At 63.0% G+C, this 16,170-nt stretch carries 11 protein-coding genes; 6 read left to right on the top strand and 5 right to left on the bottom strand.

Annotated features, from left to right (window positions below):
- Positions 1–6: 6 nt before the first annotated feature.
- The 4 genes from gatB to GRI34_RS07785 all read left to right on the top strand — a co-directional run bounded on the left by gatB (position 7) and on the right by GRI34_RS07785 (position 4,601).
- Positions 7–1,506: an Asp-tRNA(Asn)/Glu-tRNA(Gln) amidotransferase subunit GatB gene (gene gatB / locus GRI34_RS07800; RefSeq protein ID WP_160595449.1), complete on the top strand. Its 1,500-nt coding sequence runs from the start codon at positions 7–9 to the stop codon at positions 1,504–1,506.
- 28 nt (positions 1,507–1,534) lie between these two features.
- Positions 1,535–1,990 (top strand): tRNA (cytidine(34)-2'-O)-methyltransferase, encoded by a 456-nt coding sequence (locus GRI34_RS07795; protein WP_160595448.1) that lies wholly within the window; start codon positions 1,535–1,537, stop codon positions 1,988–1,990.
- Positions 1,991–2,112: 122 nt separating this feature from the next.
- Entirely contained in the window at positions 2,113–4,275 is a 2,163-nt protein-coding gene (locus GRI34_RS07790; protein ID WP_160595447.1) for a S46 family peptidase, read from the top strand.
- An 89-nt stretch (positions 4,276–4,364) separates the two neighbouring features.
- Positions 4,365–4,601 (top strand): hypothetical protein, encoded by a 237-nt coding sequence (locus GRI34_RS07785; protein WP_160595446.1) that lies wholly within the window; start codon positions 4,365–4,367, stop codon positions 4,599–4,601.
- Positions 4,602–4,607: 6 nt separating this feature from the next.
- On the opposite strand, the gene GRI34_RS07780 is transcribed toward GRI34_RS07785, so the two are convergent.
- The 5 genes from GRI34_RS07780 to GRI34_RS07760 form a co-directional block, all read right to left on the bottom strand.
- Positions 4,608–5,273: a hypothetical protein gene (locus GRI34_RS07780; protein WP_160595445.1), complete on the bottom strand. Its 666-nt coding sequence runs from the start codon at positions 5,271–5,273 to the stop codon at positions 4,608–4,610.
- A gap of 16 nt (positions 5,274–5,289) precedes the next feature.
- Positions 5,290–6,075: a hypothetical protein gene (locus GRI34_RS07775; RefSeq protein WP_160595444.1), complete on the bottom strand. Its 786-nt coding sequence runs from the start codon at positions 6,073–6,075 to the stop codon at positions 5,290–5,292.
- Positions 6,076–6,285: 210 nt separating this feature from the next.
- Positions 6,286–6,591 (bottom strand): hypothetical protein, encoded by a 306-nt coding sequence (locus tag GRI34_RS07770; RefSeq protein ID WP_090480638.1) that lies wholly within the window; start codon positions 6,589–6,591, stop codon positions 6,286–6,288.
- 86 nt (positions 6,592–6,677) lie between these two features.
- Positions 6,678–9,581: a M16 family metallopeptidase gene (locus tag GRI34_RS07765; protein ID WP_160595443.1), complete on the bottom strand. Its 2,904-nt coding sequence runs from the start codon at positions 9,579–9,581 to the stop codon at positions 6,678–6,680.
- A 40-nt stretch (positions 9,582–9,621) separates the two neighbouring features.
- Positions 9,622–11,817 (bottom strand): acylase, encoded by a 2,196-nt coding sequence (locus GRI34_RS07760; protein WP_160595442.1) that lies wholly within the window; start codon positions 11,815–11,817, stop codon positions 9,622–9,624.
- A gap of 119 nt (positions 11,818–11,936) precedes the next feature.
- Between GRI34_RS07760 and GRI34_RS07755 the strand changes: the two genes are divergently transcribed.
- Both GRI34_RS07755 and clpB read left to right on the top strand, forming a co-directional pair.
- The gene (locus GRI34_RS07755) at positions 11,937–13,385 is read left to right on the top strand and encodes an ATP-binding protein (RefSeq protein WP_160595441.1); all 1,449 of its coding nucleotides are present in this window, start codon (positions 11,937–11,939) and stop codon (positions 13,383–13,385) included.
- Between the two features lie 137 nt (positions 13,386–13,522).
- A complete protein-coding gene (gene clpB / locus GRI34_RS07750) occupies positions 13,523–16,099 on the top strand; it encodes an ATP-dependent chaperone ClpB (protein WP_160595440.1) in 2,577 nt (858 codons plus the stop codon).
- Positions 16,100–16,170 lie beyond the last annotated feature (71 nt).

The following is a 16,170-nucleotide window of genomic DNA, read 5'->3' as shown; positions in this document are numbered from 1 at the left end:
TGCACCATGACTAGCTACACAATTCAGGGCGCAACGGGCGAATGGGAGGTCGTGATCGGCCTCGAAGTCCATGCGCAGGTCACGTCCAACGCCAAGCTGTTCAGCGGCGCCTCCACCGCTTTCGGAGCCGAGCCCAATACGCAGGTGAGCCTGGTCGATGCGGCCATGCCCGGCATGCTGCCCGTGCCAAATCGCGAATGCATCCGCCAGGCCGTGCGCACCGGCATGGCGATCGAGGCGCAGATCAACAAGTGGAGCCGGTTCGACCGCAAGAACTACTTCTACGCCGACCTGCCGCAGGGCTACCAGATCAGCCAGCTCTACCACCCCATTGTGGGCGAGGGACAGCTCGTGATCGAGGCGGACGAGAAGGCCGGTATTCCCGAAGACAAGGTCATCGGTATCGAGCGTATCCACGTCGAACAGGATGCGGGCAAGCTGATGCACGACCAGCATCCGACCATGTCCTATGTCGACCTCAATCGCACGGGCATTGCCCTGATGGAGATCGTCTCGAAGCCTGACATGACCTCGCCTGCGGAAGCGGGCGCCTACGTCCGCAAGCTGCGCTCGATCCTGCGCTATGTCGGCAGCTGCGACGGCAATATGGAGCAGGGCTCGATGCGCGCCGACGTCAACGTCTCGGTTCGCAAGGTCGGCTCCAGCGAGCTAGGCACGCGTACCGAAACCAAGAACGTGAACTCGGTCCGCTTCGTGATGGCGGTGATCGAACAGGAAGCGCGCCGCCAGGTCGACCTGATCGAGGACGGCGGCAGCGTTGTGCAGGAAACGCGGCTCTACGATCCGGACCGCAACGAAACGCGCTCCATGCGCAGCAAGGAAGACGCGCACGATTATCGCTACTTCCCCGATCCCGATCTCCTCCCGCTCGAGCTGGAAGACAGCTTCATCGAGGAATGCCGCGCCAGCCTGCCGGAACTGCCCGACGCCAAGCGCCAGCGTTACGAGAACGAGCTGGGCCTCACGCCCTACAACGCGCGCGAACTGACGGCAGAGGTCGAAACCTTCGGCCGCTTCGAAACGCTGCTTTCGGCAACGGCCAGCCAGATCGGCAAGCCGGAAGCCAAGGTCGCGACGCAGGTGGCGAACTGGGCGCTTTCGGTCGCTCCCGGCGTCATGAAGTCGCTGGGCGATGAAGCCGATCCGGCCAATGCCACTGCCCAAGCGCAGGCGAAGATCCTGGCGATGCAGGACAAGGGCGAGATCTCCGGCGGACAGGCCAAGGAAATCTACGAACACGTCCTTCGCTCCGGCGACGATCCTGAAGCCATCGCGGACGAAAAGGGCCTCAAGCAGGTCAGCGATACCGGCGCCATCGAGGCGGCGATCGACGAAATCATCGCTGCCAACGCCGACAAGGTAGAAGAATACCGCGGCGGCAAGGACAAGCTGTTCGGTTTCTTCGTGGGCCAGACCATGAAGGCCATGCAGGGCAAGGCCAATCCGGCGGTCGTGAACCAGATCCTCAAGGACAAGCTGGGCTGATCACCCGGCCAAAAACAGGGGGAGGGCGATGACCTCCATCGTCCTCGTCCATCCCGAGATACCCGGTAACACCGGCGCGGTGGGGCGCACCTGTGTGGCGCTCGACATGGAGCTGATCCTGATCCACCCGCTCGGCTTCGAGATTTCGGACAAGCGAGTGAAGCGTTCTGGCCTCGACTACTGGCCGCATATCCGGCTGGTCGAATTCGCCAGCTGGGACGCCTTCCTTGCCGAGCGCGCCCCGCGCGAAGACCAGATGTTCCTGTTCGAGGAATACGCCAAGCGCAGTTTTTACGAGCCCGACTATCCCGAGGACGCCTATCTTGTCTTCGGCCGCGAGACGAAGGGGTTGCCCGCCGACATAGTTTCCGCTCACGAGGCGCAGCTGGTGGGCCTGCCGATGCGGTCGGACAAGGTGCGTTCGCTCAACCTTGCGAACACGGTTGCGGCTGCAGCCTACCAGGCGGTTCGCACCCACATCTGAACGCCGTTCGTCGGTCGGCCATGTCCCCGACAGAAGTCTTGCTTGCGCAAGACCTTGCCACCTCTTAGCCCTCTGCGCGTTTCGCGCGCATTCTCGCGCGCCATGTGAGGGACTGAAAATCAATGCGTAAGACCGCCACCATCGCGGCGCTGCTCGCTTGCACCGCGACCGCGCCGATTGCCGCCAAGGAAGGCATGTTCACGCCCGGCCAGCTGCCGGAAATCGCCGAGGACCTGAAGGAAACCGGCCTCGAAATCGATCCGGAAACGCTGACCGACCTGACCGGCTTCCCGATGGGTGCGATCGTGTCGCTCGGCGGCTGTTCCGCCAGCTTCGTTTCGCCCGAAGGCCTGGTGGTGACCAACCACCACTGTGCGCGTGGTTCGGTCCAGTACAATTCCACCGCCGAGAACAACTATCTCGAGAACGGCTTTCTCGCCAAGGCGAAGGGCGACGAACTGCCTGCCGCACCTGGCTCGCGCATCTATGTGACGACCGAGATCACCGATGTGACTGCCCGCATGCGCGACGGCGTCGATGCCCTTTCGGCGACCGAGCGTTACGACACGCTCGAACAGCGCATGAAGGACATCACGGCAGAGTGCGAACAGGATGCCGGATCGCGTTGCCAGGTCGCCAGCTTTTATGGCGGCGCGGAATACACGCTGATCAAGCGCCTCGAAGTGCGCGACGTGCGCCTCGTCTATGCGCCTGCCGATTCCATCGGCAAGTATGGCGGCGATATCGATAACTGGATGTGGCCGCGCCACACGGGCGATTTCGCCTTCTACCGCGCCTATGTCGGACCGGACGGTTCGGCAGCGGACTATTCCGAAGACAACGTGCCCTACCAGCCTGAACACCATCTCAAGGTAAGTGCGGCCGGTCTCGATGATGGCGATTTCGTGATGGCTGCAGGCTATCCCGGATCGACCCAGCGCTATGCCACGCTGGCCGAGGTGGAAAACACCTTCAGCTGGACCTATCCGACCTACGTCACGCTGGTGAACGACTGGATCGACACCATTGAAGAAGCCGCTCCCGAAGGTTCGGATGCGCGCGTGAAGTACGAATCGCTCCTCGCCGGTCTCAACAACTTCGAAAAGAACACGCGCGGCCAGCTCGAAGGCGCACGCCGTGTCGGTCTTGTCGACCGTCGCCGCGCCCGCGAAGAAGCACTCGCAGCATGGATCGCGGCCGATCCCTCGCGGACGAACTACGGGGATGCCATCTCCGGCCTTCAGGCACTGACGGTAGAAGGTGCAGCCGCAGCGAAAAAAGCCTTCTGGTACAATTTCGCGACCCGCCCCTCGCTGCTTTCGGCAGCGCAGCGCCTTTATCGCCTGTCACAGGAGCGGCTGAAGCCCGATGCGCAGCGCGAGCCGGGATACCAGGACCGCGACATGACGTTCTTTGCGCAAGGCCTGCAGGCGCTCGATCGCCGGTACGAGGCTTCGGTCGACAAGGCGCAGTGGCTGCTGTTCCTCGATACCTATCTCGAAGAACCGGCTCAAAACCGCGTGGCCGTTTTCGACGATGCGCTAGGTCTCACTGGTGATGTCGATGCGGCGGCCCTCTCGGCCAAGCTCGACAGCTATTATGCAGGCACCACGCTGGACGACAGCGAAACGCGCCTTGCGCTGATGGATGCGAGCCCGGCCGATTTCGAGGCGAGCGAAGACCCGTTCATCCAGCTTGCTGTCGCGCTTTACGAATACGAGCGCGAGCAGGAAGCCGAAGCGGAAGAGCGTGCAGGCCGTGCGCAGGCGCTGCGCCCCGCCTATATGGAAGCGATCACCCAGTGGCAGCGGTCGCAGGGCCTCTCGACCTATCCCGACGCCAATTCCACGCTGCGCGTGACCTATGGCAATGTGATGGGCGGATCGCCAAAGGACGGCATGGCCTACCTGCCGTTCACGACGCTGGAAGGCATCCTTGAAAAGGACACCGGCGAAGATCCGTTCAACGCTCCGGCCAAGCAGCTGCAAGAAATCCGTGAAAAGGATTACGGGCCCTATGCGCTGGACAGCATCGGTTCGGTTCCGGTCAACTTTCTCTCCGACCTCGACAGCACGGGCGGCAATAGCGGCTCGGCCACACTCAACGCGCGTGCAGAGCTGGTCGGCCTGCTGTTCGACGGCACGTTCGAAAGCGTCAATTCGGACTGGGACTTCGACCCGCGCACCACGCGCACGATCCATGTCGACACCCGCTACATGCTGTGGGTGATGGACAAGGTCGACGGGGCAGAGGGCCTGATCGAGGAAATGGACATCGTCGACTGACGTCTGTCCCACACCACGAAAACGAAGGGCCGCCGGAGACGATCCGGCGGCCCTTTGCGTTTTGAAGGATTGTGGATAGCCTGCGCCACATGAAGTGGGCTTTCATCGTCTTCACAGCGCTTTATGCCATCGCGCTCTTCCTGCTTGCCGTGGGCACCTTCGGCTGGTTCGGGCAGGAGCAGGACCCGCTGTCCGGCGTGTTCCTGATGCCGCTGGGCCTGCCGTGGAACATCCTTGCCGACAGGCTGGGCCTGGTGGGCGCTTGGGTCGCGATCCTTGCGCCCACGATCAATGCGGCCATCCTCTACTGGTTGTGGAAGCGCTAATCCGCTTCAGCCACCAGTGATGAGTGCGTCGACGAGGACATAGGTCTCAGGCCCGAATTTCACCGTCACCTGGTCTCCATCGCGCGTCGTGGTGAAGTCCCAGCCCGCCGAACCGTCCGCCTGCGCACTGTCGGCGGCGTAAGGTTCGGTACCGTTGAAGAAGATCGCACGCTTGCTTCCATCCGGCTTGCTCACCTCCACGAGATGCGTGCCGTCCTCGCCCCAGTTGCGCTTCACCCCCGCTTCGCAGCTCTGGGTGGGCGGTGCGTTGTCGAAGCCGCAGTCGAGAATGGTCGTGGCATTGTAATCGGTGCCTGCGACCATGGCATCGCTCTCCAAACCCGCATTGGCATCGCCCATCGGTACGCTGACGAGGCGGACGCCTTCGACATTGCCGACGATATTGCCGCCCAGCGCCTCGGCGGAGGCTTCGCTTGGGCAGCCGACCAGCACTGCGCTGTCGTCCAAATAGTTCGAAGTCGCCACGCTCTCGCCAAGGTTGCGGCACGGATCTCCCGCATTGGGATAGCCATCGCCGAACGGGGCGAGGCTTTCCGGGATTACGGCAAGCTCTTCGGCAGGTGCGGGTTCTGCCTCGGGTTCGGAAGTGCTTCCACCGCATGCGGCAAGGGCGAGCGCCGAAGCGCCCGCCACGATAGCCTTGAGTTTCATCGCTCGTCCCCCTCGCTCAGCGGCAATTCGGATGCTGGCCGATGTCGCGAATGTCGTAGAAGCGACCGTCGGCGATGGTCACCTGCAAGCATTGCCGCGACTGGGGGCGCCACTGGATCGAATAGCGGGTATTGCCGCTGGTGAAATTATCGACTTGGCGAAAACCACGCCTTTCCAGCTGGCTCATGCCCCCTGCCGCGCGTGCGCCGTTCAGATCCTTGAATTGGGCGACCTGGCGATAACCGCCGTAGCCATGATGATGGCGAAGGTTCGCATTGCGCTCGTTCACGCCGGCGCTGTAGCCGTTGGAATAGGCGTCCGATCGGTCGTAATTGTGATAGGCCGCGTTGTGGAGCCCGTCCTGGTAGCCGCGCTCGTAGTGGGCTTCGTCGTTGCGATCGTCGTGGTGTTTGTTGTCGTCATGATGGTGCGACTTGTGGCTCAGCAACGCGCCGAGGATCGCCGCGCCTGCCACGGCGGCAATTGCCGCTCCGGCATCGCCCTTGTGACGGCCGCAATCCTGGTCGCTCGCATCGTTGATGGTCATCACCCGGCCATCGTAAACCTCGACGTTCACGCAGTCGTCGTCACGCTCGTCCCACCAGTAGCTGTAGACGTAGCCCATATCGTTCTTGTGGGTGGAGATATGCGCGAAGCCGCGTTCGCGTAGTTGGCTTTCAGCATCGCGTCCGTATGATCCGTTGATATAGGTCAGTTCGCTGGCTTTCTCGGCCAGAACCGGAACGGCGGTCATGGCAGCCAGTGCGGTGCCGGCGACGAAGTGCTTCAGTCCGATAGTCATGCAAAACCTCCACTTGGCCCCTGAAATGGGAGCAAAACCGTTGGTAGCGAATCGACCCGAAACTCGTGTTTTCACGAACAACCTATCATCAATGATGGCGGGAATGTGGTTCGCACGAAGGATTGCTGCGAACGGCGATGGCGCGTCGCACCAAAAAGGGCCGCCGGATCGCTCCGACGGCCCTCTTCTTGTCTGGTTTGACCTGCGGGCTTAGCCCTGGCGTTCGCCGGTCAGCGCCATGTCGCCGAATGCGCCGGCATTGACGGTGCCGGTCAGCTGGTCACCGTCGACGGTGGCGTTGCAGTTCAGCGTCATCGGCATGGGGACGGTCATGTCCATCTTCCAGCTCAGCGCGTTGCCGTCGATGGTGCCGTCCTTCACGTCCATCGAACCCATGCCGCCGGCCATCGAGCCGGTGAAGGTCTTGCCATCATCGCCCGGAACGACGGTGAAGGTGCCCTTTTGGTCACCCATGGGGCTCTTGACGACGGTGTCATAAGTACCGGCTACGGACATGCATATTCTCCTTTTGCGTGACCCGCTGGTGCGGGCCGGATCTGGTGGTGCAGACATCGGCGTTACTTACACCGATGTCAACAAGCTCATTCCTGCGGTTCGATCACCTCGACTTCGAGGCCGAGGGTGTCGAGCTGCGGGGCGACCACTTCGGCGTCGCCTACTACGATATAGACGATATCACCCTCGTTTATGTTCCGCCGTGCTTCGAGATCGAGTTGCGGTGCGGTGAGGGTTTTGTAACGCGCGGCCAGCGTCTCGTAATAATCGTCGGGGCGGTCGTAACGCACGATGTTGACGAGCCCGCCAAGCACATCGCCCGCGGTTTCGAACTGGCCGGGCAATTCGCGCATGTTGGAATTGACGATCCGCTCCAGCTCGTTGGGCTGGACGCCGCGCGCATCCACAAAATCGTTGATTTCGCGGCGAATTTCGCTGATCGAATCCCCGGTGCGGTCCGACTGGACCGGAGCGCGCACGCCGTAGAAGACGCGGTCGAGGCCGCTCGCGATCTGGCTGCCCGCGCCATAGGACCAGCCCTTTTCTTCGCGCAGGTTCATGTTGATGCGCGCAAGGAAGCCCCCGCCAAGCGCCTCGTTCGACGCGATGAGGGGGATGAGGTCGTCGCGGCCGGTCAGGCCCAGCACCTGTCCGCCGTAGATCACCGATTGCGGCGAGTTGGGGCGGTTGACCAGGATGATGCGCTGGCGCGGCTCGGGAATGGCGGCGCTGTAGTTGCGATCCGGCTTGGCGGTGGCAGGGGCTTGCCAGTCAGCGAAGCTCGCTTCGAGAAGGGGAACGACGTCCGCCAAAGAAGTGTCGCCGACCACGAAGATGCGGGCATTGTCGGGACGCAGCCATGTTTCATGGAAGGCGCGCAGGTCCGCTTCGGTCAACGCCTCGAGCCGGGCTGCGGAACCAACGCCCGAGGTCGGCAGGCCATAGGGGTGCGGTCCGAAAATCGCGCGGCGACCGGTGCGATCGGCGATGGAATTGGGGTTCTTCAGTTCCGACGAGAGGGCGTTGAGCAATTGCGCACGCTCACGCTCGATCACATTGGCACGAAGACCCGGCTGGCGGATGGTTTCGGCCAGCAGTTCCAGCGACGGCGCGAGGTTCGGGGCCAGCGCGGCGAGCGAGAAGTTGGTGTAGTCGGCATCGAAGCCGTTGAAGATGTTCGCGCCCAGCCGTTCCTGCGCGATTGCATAGTCGGTCGCATCGAGACGCTCCGTCCCTTCGCCCATCGTGCTGAGCAAAAGGCGCTGCGTGCCGAGTGTTTCCGCAGTTTCGGCAGCTCTGCCGGCATCGAATTCGACGCGGACCGAAACGGTCGGGACGGCATCGCGGTGAGCGAAATAGACTTCCATGCCATTCGACAGGGTCGCGCGCTCGATATCCGGGAAGTCGAGGCCTTGCAGCGGCTGGAGTTCCGGCAGGGTATCGCGATCGGCCTGCGCCTGCGTGGCGATCTGCGACAGGTCGCAGGTTTCCTCGGCGCAGTAATTGGCCTGCGCGATGTCTTCTATGGAATCGGGTCCGGTCACGGCACCGCCGCGATCTTCGCCGCCCGCAGTGCGCTCACCCGGGTTGAAGACGAGGTTGAAGACAGGGCGCGAGAGCCATTTGCGAGCCAGCGCATGGACCTGCTCCGGCGTGGCGGCGGCCATCTGGTCGAGCTGGCGTTCGACGTAGCCGGGATCGTTCGCGAACAGCTCGCCAGCGGCAAGCTGCGGAGCCTTGCCGCCGAAGCCGCCAACCGATTCCAGCCCGCGGATGACCCCTGCCATGGTCGACACCTTGGCGCGCTGAAGCTCGTCTTCGGTGGGGCCGGTGGCGAGGAAATCGGCGATCTGTGCGTCGAGCTTGGTTGCGACCTCGCCTTGGTCAACGCCCGGCTTGACATCGGCCTGGACGACGAAAATTCCGGCATCCTCCAGCGTGTAGTTGAAAGTGCTGACCGAGACCGCGACCGGGTCTTCGCGCACGAGTGCGTTATCGAGCCGGGAACTCGACAGTCCGCCCAGCACGGCAGAGGCGAGGTTCATGGGGACCGATTCAGCAGAGTTCGAACCGGGCACAGCCCACATGCGATAAAGGCGCGTGGTCGAAATTTGATCGGTAGTGACGACCGTCTTGTCTTCGGCCAGCGTCGGAATGTCGACGGCGGGATGGTTCACTTCCGGCCCGCGTTCGATATCGCCGAACCACTTCTGCACTTTCTCGCGCGCGGTTGCCGTGTCGATGTCGCCAGCCAGTACCAGCACGGCGTTGTTCGGGCCGTAGTGGTCGATGAACCAGTTGCGCACATCGTCCATCGTCGCCGCATCGAGATCGCCCATCGAGCCGATGGTGGAGTGGTGATAGCGATGGCCCTTGGGGAACAGGTTTTCGAAGATTTCGTAGCGCAGCAGGCCGAAGGGATTGTTGTCGCCCTGGCGTTTCTCGTTCTGGACGACGCCGCGCTGGTTATCGAGCTTCTCTTGCGTCACGGCATCGAGCAAATGACCCATCCGGTCGCTTTCCAGCATGAGCACGCGGTCGATCGCGCCGGTCGGCACGGTCTGGAAGTAGTTGGTCCGGTCCGGGTTGGTGGTCCCGTTCACGTCGGTGCCGCCCATCTGCTGGATATATTCGAACCAGTCTTCCGGCGCGTTTTCGGTGCCGTTGAACATCAGGTGTTCGAATAGGTGGGCAAAGCCGGTCTTGCCCTTGGGCTCATGCTTGGAGCCCACGTCGTACCACACCGACACGCCGACCAGCGGCGCCTTGCGGTCTTCGTGCACAACCACGGTGAGGCCGTTGTCGAGGACGAACTTGTCGAAGGGCAGGTCCACTTCCGCGACCAGTTGGGACAGCGGGGCAGGCTCGAAGCTGACTGACTGCTGTGCAACGGCCACATCGGCAGAAGCGGTATCGACCGGCTCTTGCGAATAGGTCGAACACGCCGAGACGGCGAGAGCGATAACACTGGCGGAAAGGATGCGTTTCATGGGGGCTCCGAAGGGTATTGTTCTTGGAAAGCCTAGAGCGTCAGCGACGGTTCGTCACGATCTTGCGGCTTTTCGCGTTCTCCAGCACGTCTTCGCGCCAGAAATGGACGGGTTTCAAACGGTGCTGGACGAACAGCGTAGACTGATCGGCATAATGCGGTGAATCGGGCCGCGTGGTGGCGGAACCGAAGGGCTGGATCGAGCGCGACGTGACCCGCTCGCCCGCATTCCACTCGACCCACTGGATGAAGCTGTCGCCGTGGCGGACCGACAGCCTACCATCCTCGTCTACGTCCCACAGCGTCGATGCGCGCAGCGTGTCGGAACCTCCGTCCAGAGGCAGGTCAACATCGCCTTGGCGCAGGCGAAGCAAGTCGCCCATCGGCGGGTCGATCCGGCCGAAATGCGTTTCGAGATGGTCGACCGATTTCACCAACTCGTCGCGTGCGCTGGGGCAGGCCTTGTTCTGGTACCGGCAGGACATGAATTCGCGGATCATCAGCAGGGCGAGGCTGTCTCCGCGCCCTATATTGTTGGCGGTGAAATCCCAGTCGAGGAGTAGCTTGCGGGCCTCGGCAAGGCGCGGCTCGTCCGACAGGTCGAGTGCTTCCAACTCGTCCCACAGGTCCGCAACGTAACCTTCGCGCGCATAGCCGGTGTCGTACTTGATCTCTTCCAGCGTGGCGCGGTCGAGCCGGTCGGCTTCGCTCAGCAGTTTCCAGGCCCTGCGCGAACGGTTGGTCTGTTTCAGTTCGACACCGAGTTCGGGCGCGAATTTTTCGGGCGAGAGATCGCTTCCCGCCCCTGCAGCGGTGTAGGGCGCGTTGTTGGCATTGTAGAGCCAGCCCGATGCCGGGTTCAGGTAACGAGGCAGTTCGCCGTATTCGACAGGACCGTTCCAGACGAGCGCCGGATCGCTCCCGTCCAGCACGGTGCGCCAGTTCGGCCCCTCGCTACGGTCGGGCAGGGCGGCGTTGTAGACATAAGCGATGTTGCCGGTCTTGTCGGCGTAGATGAAGTTGGTCGAGGGGATGTCCATCCGGGCAAGGATGCCCTCCCACTCTTCCAGCGTTTCGGCCTTGTTGAGGCGGTAATAGGCGTCGAGCTGGCCGAGATTGTCGATCCCGCCATAGCGAAAAGCGAAATAGCCATTGTCGTTCTTGATGACCGGCCCGTGGACGCTGCGCAGTACCTCGCGCTGGATCGGCAGGACGAGCGGGCCGAGCCGCACGGGCAGGGTCACCGTCTTGCGCTCGAGCTCGCGCCATTCCTCGCCGAAGCGATAGCGATTGCCATCGGCGTCCACTTCCAGCTGGTAGACGTCGATCATGTCGGGGGAGTTGACCGTATTGGTCCAGCCCAGATCGCGGTTGTGGCCGAGGAAGGGGAAGGGTGAGCCGGGGAAATTGGCCCCGGCATAGTGCCAGCCTTCGCCGCTCTCGACGACCAGTTCGTACCACGCCACGCCGCCGCGCCAGGGCTGGTGACTGTTGGAGACGAGGATGGTCGGTCCGCCCGATTTCTCCGGCGTGACAGCAAAGGCGTTCGACCCGCTCATCCCGTTGTCCTTGCCAAGCGGAGACATTGCCACCTCTTGCGAGGGCAGTGCGGCATCGACGGTATCAGTGGAACGCGGGAAGCCCGGAATGTCAGGACCGTATTCGCGCCGCAGCGGCTCTCCTGTCACCAGCGGCTCGATCACGCCGTTGAGGCCGAAGAAGAAGGGCTGGCGCAGCGCGAAACCTGCCGCCACGTCCTCGCCTTCAACCGGAAACAAATTGCCGAGCTTCAGCTCGTCCGGGTTTTCTTCGGCGAACTGGTTGAGCCCTGCCGCATAGGCATCGAAAAGCGCGCGGGTGTCTTCGGGCAGGTCAGGATAGTGGCGCTCTGCTGTGCCGCGCGCATCGAGCAAGTGGTAGACATAATCGATTGCCGCGCCGTCCTGGCCGGCGATCGCGCCATAGCGGCCCCGGGCCATGGCGATCACGTCCTGCAGGGTCGAGAAATCGTCTTCCGAATGAGCGATGGCGACGCCGTAAGCGACGTCCGCGTCGGTATCGCCGTAGATATGCGGCACGCCGAATTCGTCGCGAATGATCTCTGCGGTGTAGGTGCGCTGCGGCTCGACGACATCGTCGCGCTCTGCCCACAGCGGTTCCCAGGTTGCCAGCGCGACGAATGCGACAAGCACGAGCAACAAAAGGGCGAAACCGATGCGCCCGAACCATTTGGTCATGAAATCCAGTCCTCTCTCGCAACCGATCTAGCGTCGTGCGACGAGCGGTGCAATCGGTCTGGGCAAAACCTGTCGCGGCCTATTCCGCTTTGGGGATTCGGCTGTCTAGCCATGTGCGTGTGACTGCCAAGATCACCATCGGCCATGAAACGTCCGGCAAGCCGGTCGAGTTCGATATCGAGGAGCTTCTCGCGACCCGCCTGCTCGTTCAGGGCAATTCGGGCAGCGGAAAGTCGCACCTTTTGCGCCGCCTGCTCGAAGAAAGCGCCGGGATGGTGCAGCAGGTGGTGATCGATCCGGAAGGCGACTTTCCCTCGCTTGCGGAAGAATTCGGCCATGTGGTGATCGACGGGGCGGCCTATTCCCCGCCGGAGATAGAAGCGCTGGCCCGTCGCATTCGCGAACACCGTGCCAGCGTGGTACTCGACCTGGACGGCTTGGAGGTCGAACAGCAGATCCGCTGCGCCGCGCAGTTCCTCACCGCCCTGTTCGATGCCCCGCGCGAGCATTGGTATCCCGCGCTGGTCGTGGTGGACGAAGCGCAGATGTTCGCGCCTGCCGCAGCGGGCGAAATGGCGGAAGACACGCGCCGCATGACTCTGTCGGCGATGACGAACCTGATGTGCCGCGGGCGCAAGCGCGGGCTGGCCGGCATCGTGGCCACCCAGCGTCTGGCGAAACTGGCCAAGAATGTCGCGGCAGAAGCGTCGAACTTTCTTATGGGCCGCACCTTCCTCGACATCGACATGGTGCGCGCGGCCGACCTGCTAGGCATGGAGCGCCGGCAGGCGGAACGTATCCGCGAGCTGGATCGCGGGCATTTCCTCGCCCTCGGGCCTGCGATCACGCGGCTGCCGGTCGCCTGCAAGATCGGCCCGGTAAAGACCGGCCACCAAGCGCGCAGCGAAGGGCTGATGGCGCTGCCCGATACCGCGCCCGAAGACATGGCCGACCTGCTGACCCGCGATCTTGCCAGCGATGTCGCAACGCCGACGCCGCCTCCGGCCCCTCCACCTGCTCCGCGCATGGAGGAAATGGAGGACAGCATCGCCCATGCCGAGGAGCGGCAGGTCGAAGCGCCGGCGGAGAAGCCCGATACCTCTGCCGTCGCGCGGCGGATCGAGGAATTGATTGGCGAGCTTGCGGGCGAAGAGGGCATCGCCTTCCAGTCGGCCAGCGCGCAATACCAGACCTTCCTCACCCGTTGCCGCCGCGAACGGCTGATCGGGCCGATGCCGGACATGCACGCCTTCCGCCGCCGCTTTGCTATCGCAGGTGCAGGCCTTGCCGATCTGGGTGAGGATTTGCAGGCGCAAATCATGCACCTCGCGAGCGCCGTGGACGAGGACCTGCTCGGACCTTTCCTGGTGATCGCCAAGGCGGCCCATGCGGGCGAAACGCAGGTCGACGAGGACGAGCTGGCCCGCGCCTACGGCACCAGCTCGCCCGGACGCATCCGCCGCCTGCTGGACCACCTCGAACGGCAGGGCCTGATCGTGGTGCGCGAGGATTTCGGCGGTGGCCGCACGGTCATGGTGCCGGGCCTCGAAGGGCTCCCTGCGGAATAAATTTCGCCTTGCCCCTCGCCAAGCGCGCAGGCACCCCTATATTCGACTAACACACCTCGCATATTTTTGCGGGGTAGGGCTTGTGTTGCAAATTGGCAACACCATATCCGGGCGGCAATTCTTTTTGAGGGACCAGCATGAATCTCGAGAAATTCACCGATCGCGCCAAGGGCTTCCTGCAGAGCGCGCAGACGGTCGCCATTCGCATGAACCACCAGCGCATTACGTCGGCGCATATCCTGAAAGCCCTGCTCGAAGATAATGAGGGCATGGCCGCGCAGCTGATCCAGCGTGCAGGCGGCAATCCGGGCGTGGCGATTACCGAAATCGATACGGCACTGGGCAAGATCCCGGCCGTGTCCGGCGGCGGTGCGCAGCAGACGCCCGGCCTCGACAACCATGCCGTGCGTGCACTCGACCAGGCAGAACAGCTGGCAGAGAAGGCCGGAGACAGCTTCGTGCCCGTGCAGCGCCTGCTGCAGGCGCTCGCGCTGGCGGACAACGATGCCGGCAAGGCGCTCAAGTCGGCGGGTATCGACGCCAAGTCGCTCGAAGCGGCGATCCAGGAAGTTACCGGTGGCCGCACCGCCGACAGTGCGGGCGCGGAAGAGAGCTACGATGCAATGAAGAAGTACGCGCGCGACCTCACGCAGGCGGCGCGCGACGGCAAGCTCGATCCCGTAATCGGCCGTGACGAGGAAATCCGCCGCACGGTCCAGATCCTTGCCCGCCGCACCAAGAACAATCCTGCGCTTATCGGCGAACCCGGGACCGGCAAGACTGCGATTGCCGAGGGCCTTGCGCTGCGTATCGCCAATGGCGACGTGCCCGACAGCCTGAAGGGCCGCACGCTCATGTCGCTCGACATGGGCGCGCTGATCGCGGGCGCGAAATATCGCGGTGAGTTCGAGGAACGCCTCAAGGCTGTGCTGGACGAGGTGAAGGGCGCCGAAGGCCAGATCATCCTGTTCATCGACGAGATGCACACGCTAATCGGCGCCGGTGCGTCCGAAGGCAGCATGGATGCAGGCAATTTGCTCAAGCCCGCCCTCTCGCGCGGCGAACTCCACTGCATCGGTGCGACCACGCTCGACGAATACCAGAAATATGTCGAGAAAGACCCGGCGCTGCAGCGGCGTTTCCAGCCCGTCTTCATCGACGAGCCGAGCGTCGAGGATACGATCTCGATCCTGCGCGGCATCAAGGATAAGTACGAGCTGCATCACGGCGTGCGCATCACCGATGGCGCAATCGTCGCCGCGGCGCAGCTGTCGAACCGTTATATCCAGAACCGCTTCCTGCCGGACAAGGCTATCGACCTCATGGACGAGGCCGCCTCGCGCATCCGCATGGAGGTGGAGAGCAAGCCGGAGGAAATCGAAGGCCTCGACCGCCGGATAATCCAGCTGCGTATCGAAGAGCAGGCCCTGCAAAAGGAAACCGACAGCGCGTCGAAGGACCGCCTCGAAGCCTTGCGCAAGGAATTGTCCGAGCTCGAACAGCAGTCCTCCGAACTGACCACCCGCTGGCAGAACGAGCGCGACAAGATCCACGCCGAAGCGCGGGTCAAGGAAGAGCTTGACCAGGCGCGGATCGAACTGGAGCAGGCCCAGCGCGCCGGCGACCTGCAGAAGGCGGGCGAGCTGCAATATGGCAAGATCCCCGAGCTCGAAAAGCGTCTCGAGGAAGCGAGTGGCCACACGGACAATGCGCTGCTCAAGGAAGAAGTGACCGAAGACGACATCGCGGGCGTCGTGAGCCGCTGGACCGGCATTCCGGTCGACAAGATGATGGAAGGCGAGCGCGAGAAGCTGCTCGACATGGAGAATATCCTGTCGAAGAGGGTGATCGGCCAGTCGCAGGCCATCGACGCGGTGTCGAAGGCCGTCCGCCGTGCGCGCGCTGGCCTACAGGATCCGGGCCGTCCGCTCGGCAGCTTCCTTTTCCTTGGCCCGACCGGCGTCGGCAAGACCGAGCTCACCAAGGCGCTTGCCGGTTTCCTGTTCGATGACGATCAGGCGATGGTCCGCATCGACATGAGCGAGTTCATGGAAAAGCACGCGGTCGCTCGCCTGATCGGTGCGCCTCCGGGCTACGTCGGATACGAGGAAGGCGGCGTCCTGACCGAAGCCGTGCGGCGCAGGCCATACCAGGTCGTGCTGTTCGACGAGGTCGAGAAGGCGCACAGCGACGTATTCAACGTGCTGCTCCAAGTGCTCGATGACGGACGCCTGACCGACGGGCAGGGCAGGGTCGTGGATTTCAGCAACACGCTGATCATCCTGACCTCCAACCTGGGTAGCCAGTACCTTGCCAACATGGACGACGATCAGAAGGTCGAGGATGTCGAGCCGCAGGTCATGGATGTGGTGCGTGGACACTTCCGCCCCGAGTTCCTCAACCGCCTTGACGAGATCATCCTGTTCCATCGCCTCGCGCAGGAACACATGGCGCCGATCGTCGATATCCAGGTCGCACGCGTGCAGAAGCTGCTGAAGGATCGCAAGATCGTGCTGGACCTGACCGAAGCGGCGAAGAAGTGGCTCGGCCGTGTGGGCTATGATCCTGTCTACGGTGCGCGGCCGCTCAAGCGCGCCGTCCAGCGCTATGTCCAGGACCCGCTGGCCGATATGATCCTGTCGGGCAAAGTGCCGGACGGGTCGACCGTCAAGATCGACGAAGGCGATGGCTCACTGGAAATGCAGGTAAGCTGACGATCCAATCTGGGGCGGGTCAGAATGGCCCGCCTCTCCTCGCGTTGGGGCTGGTGATTCGCTTGTCGTTC

The organism is Qipengyuania aquimaris, assembly GCF_009827445.1.
GTDB classification, from domain to species: domain Bacteria; phylum Pseudomonadota; class Alphaproteobacteria; order Sphingomonadales; family Sphingomonadaceae; genus Qipengyuania; species Qipengyuania aquimaris.
Note: the sequence above shows the minus strand (reverse complement) of the source record. Positions and strands in the feature narration are given on the sequence as shown.

What these genes read in the sequence shown, in the direction of transcription:
- GRI34_RS07760 (WP_160595442.1), bottom strand. Translation starts at nt 11,817, where the DNA reads ATGACCAAATGGTTCGGGCGCATCGGTTTCGCCCTTTTGTTGCTCGTG.
- GRI34_RS07780 (WP_160595445.1), bottom strand. Translation starts at nt 5,273, where the DNA reads ATGAAACTCAAGGCTATCGTGGCGGGCGCTTCGGCGCTCGCCCTTGCC.
- GRI34_RS07775 (WP_160595444.1), bottom strand. Translation starts at nt 6,075, where the DNA reads ATGACTATCGGACTGAAGCACTTCGTCGCCGGCACCGCACTGGCTGCC.
- GRI34_RS07770 (WP_090480638.1), bottom strand. Translation starts at nt 6,591, where the DNA reads ATGTCCGTAGCCGGTACTTATGACACCGTCGTCAAGAGCCCCATGGGT.
- GRI34_RS07785 (WP_160595446.1), top strand. Translation starts at nt 4,365, where the DNA reads ATGAAGTGGGCTTTCATCGTCTTCACAGCGCTTTATGCCATCGCGCTC.
- gatB (WP_160595449.1), top strand. Translation starts at nt 7, where the DNA reads ATGACTAGCTACACAATTCAGGGCGCAACGGGCGAATGGGAGGTCGTG.
- GRI34_RS07790 (WP_160595447.1), top strand. Translation starts at nt 2,113, where the DNA reads ATGCGTAAGACCGCCACCATCGCGGCGCTGCTCGCTTGCACCGCGACC.
- GRI34_RS07795 (WP_160595448.1), top strand. Translation starts at nt 1,535, where the DNA reads ATGACCTCCATCGTCCTCGTCCATCCCGAGATACCCGGTAACACCGGC.
- clpB (WP_160595440.1), top strand. Translation starts at nt 13,523, where the DNA reads ATGAATCTCGAGAAATTCACCGATCGCGCCAAGGGCTTCCTGCAGAGC.
- GRI34_RS07765 (WP_160595443.1), bottom strand. Translation starts at nt 9,581, where the DNA reads ATGAAACGCATCCTTTCCGCCAGTGTTATCGCTCTCGCCGTCTCGGCG.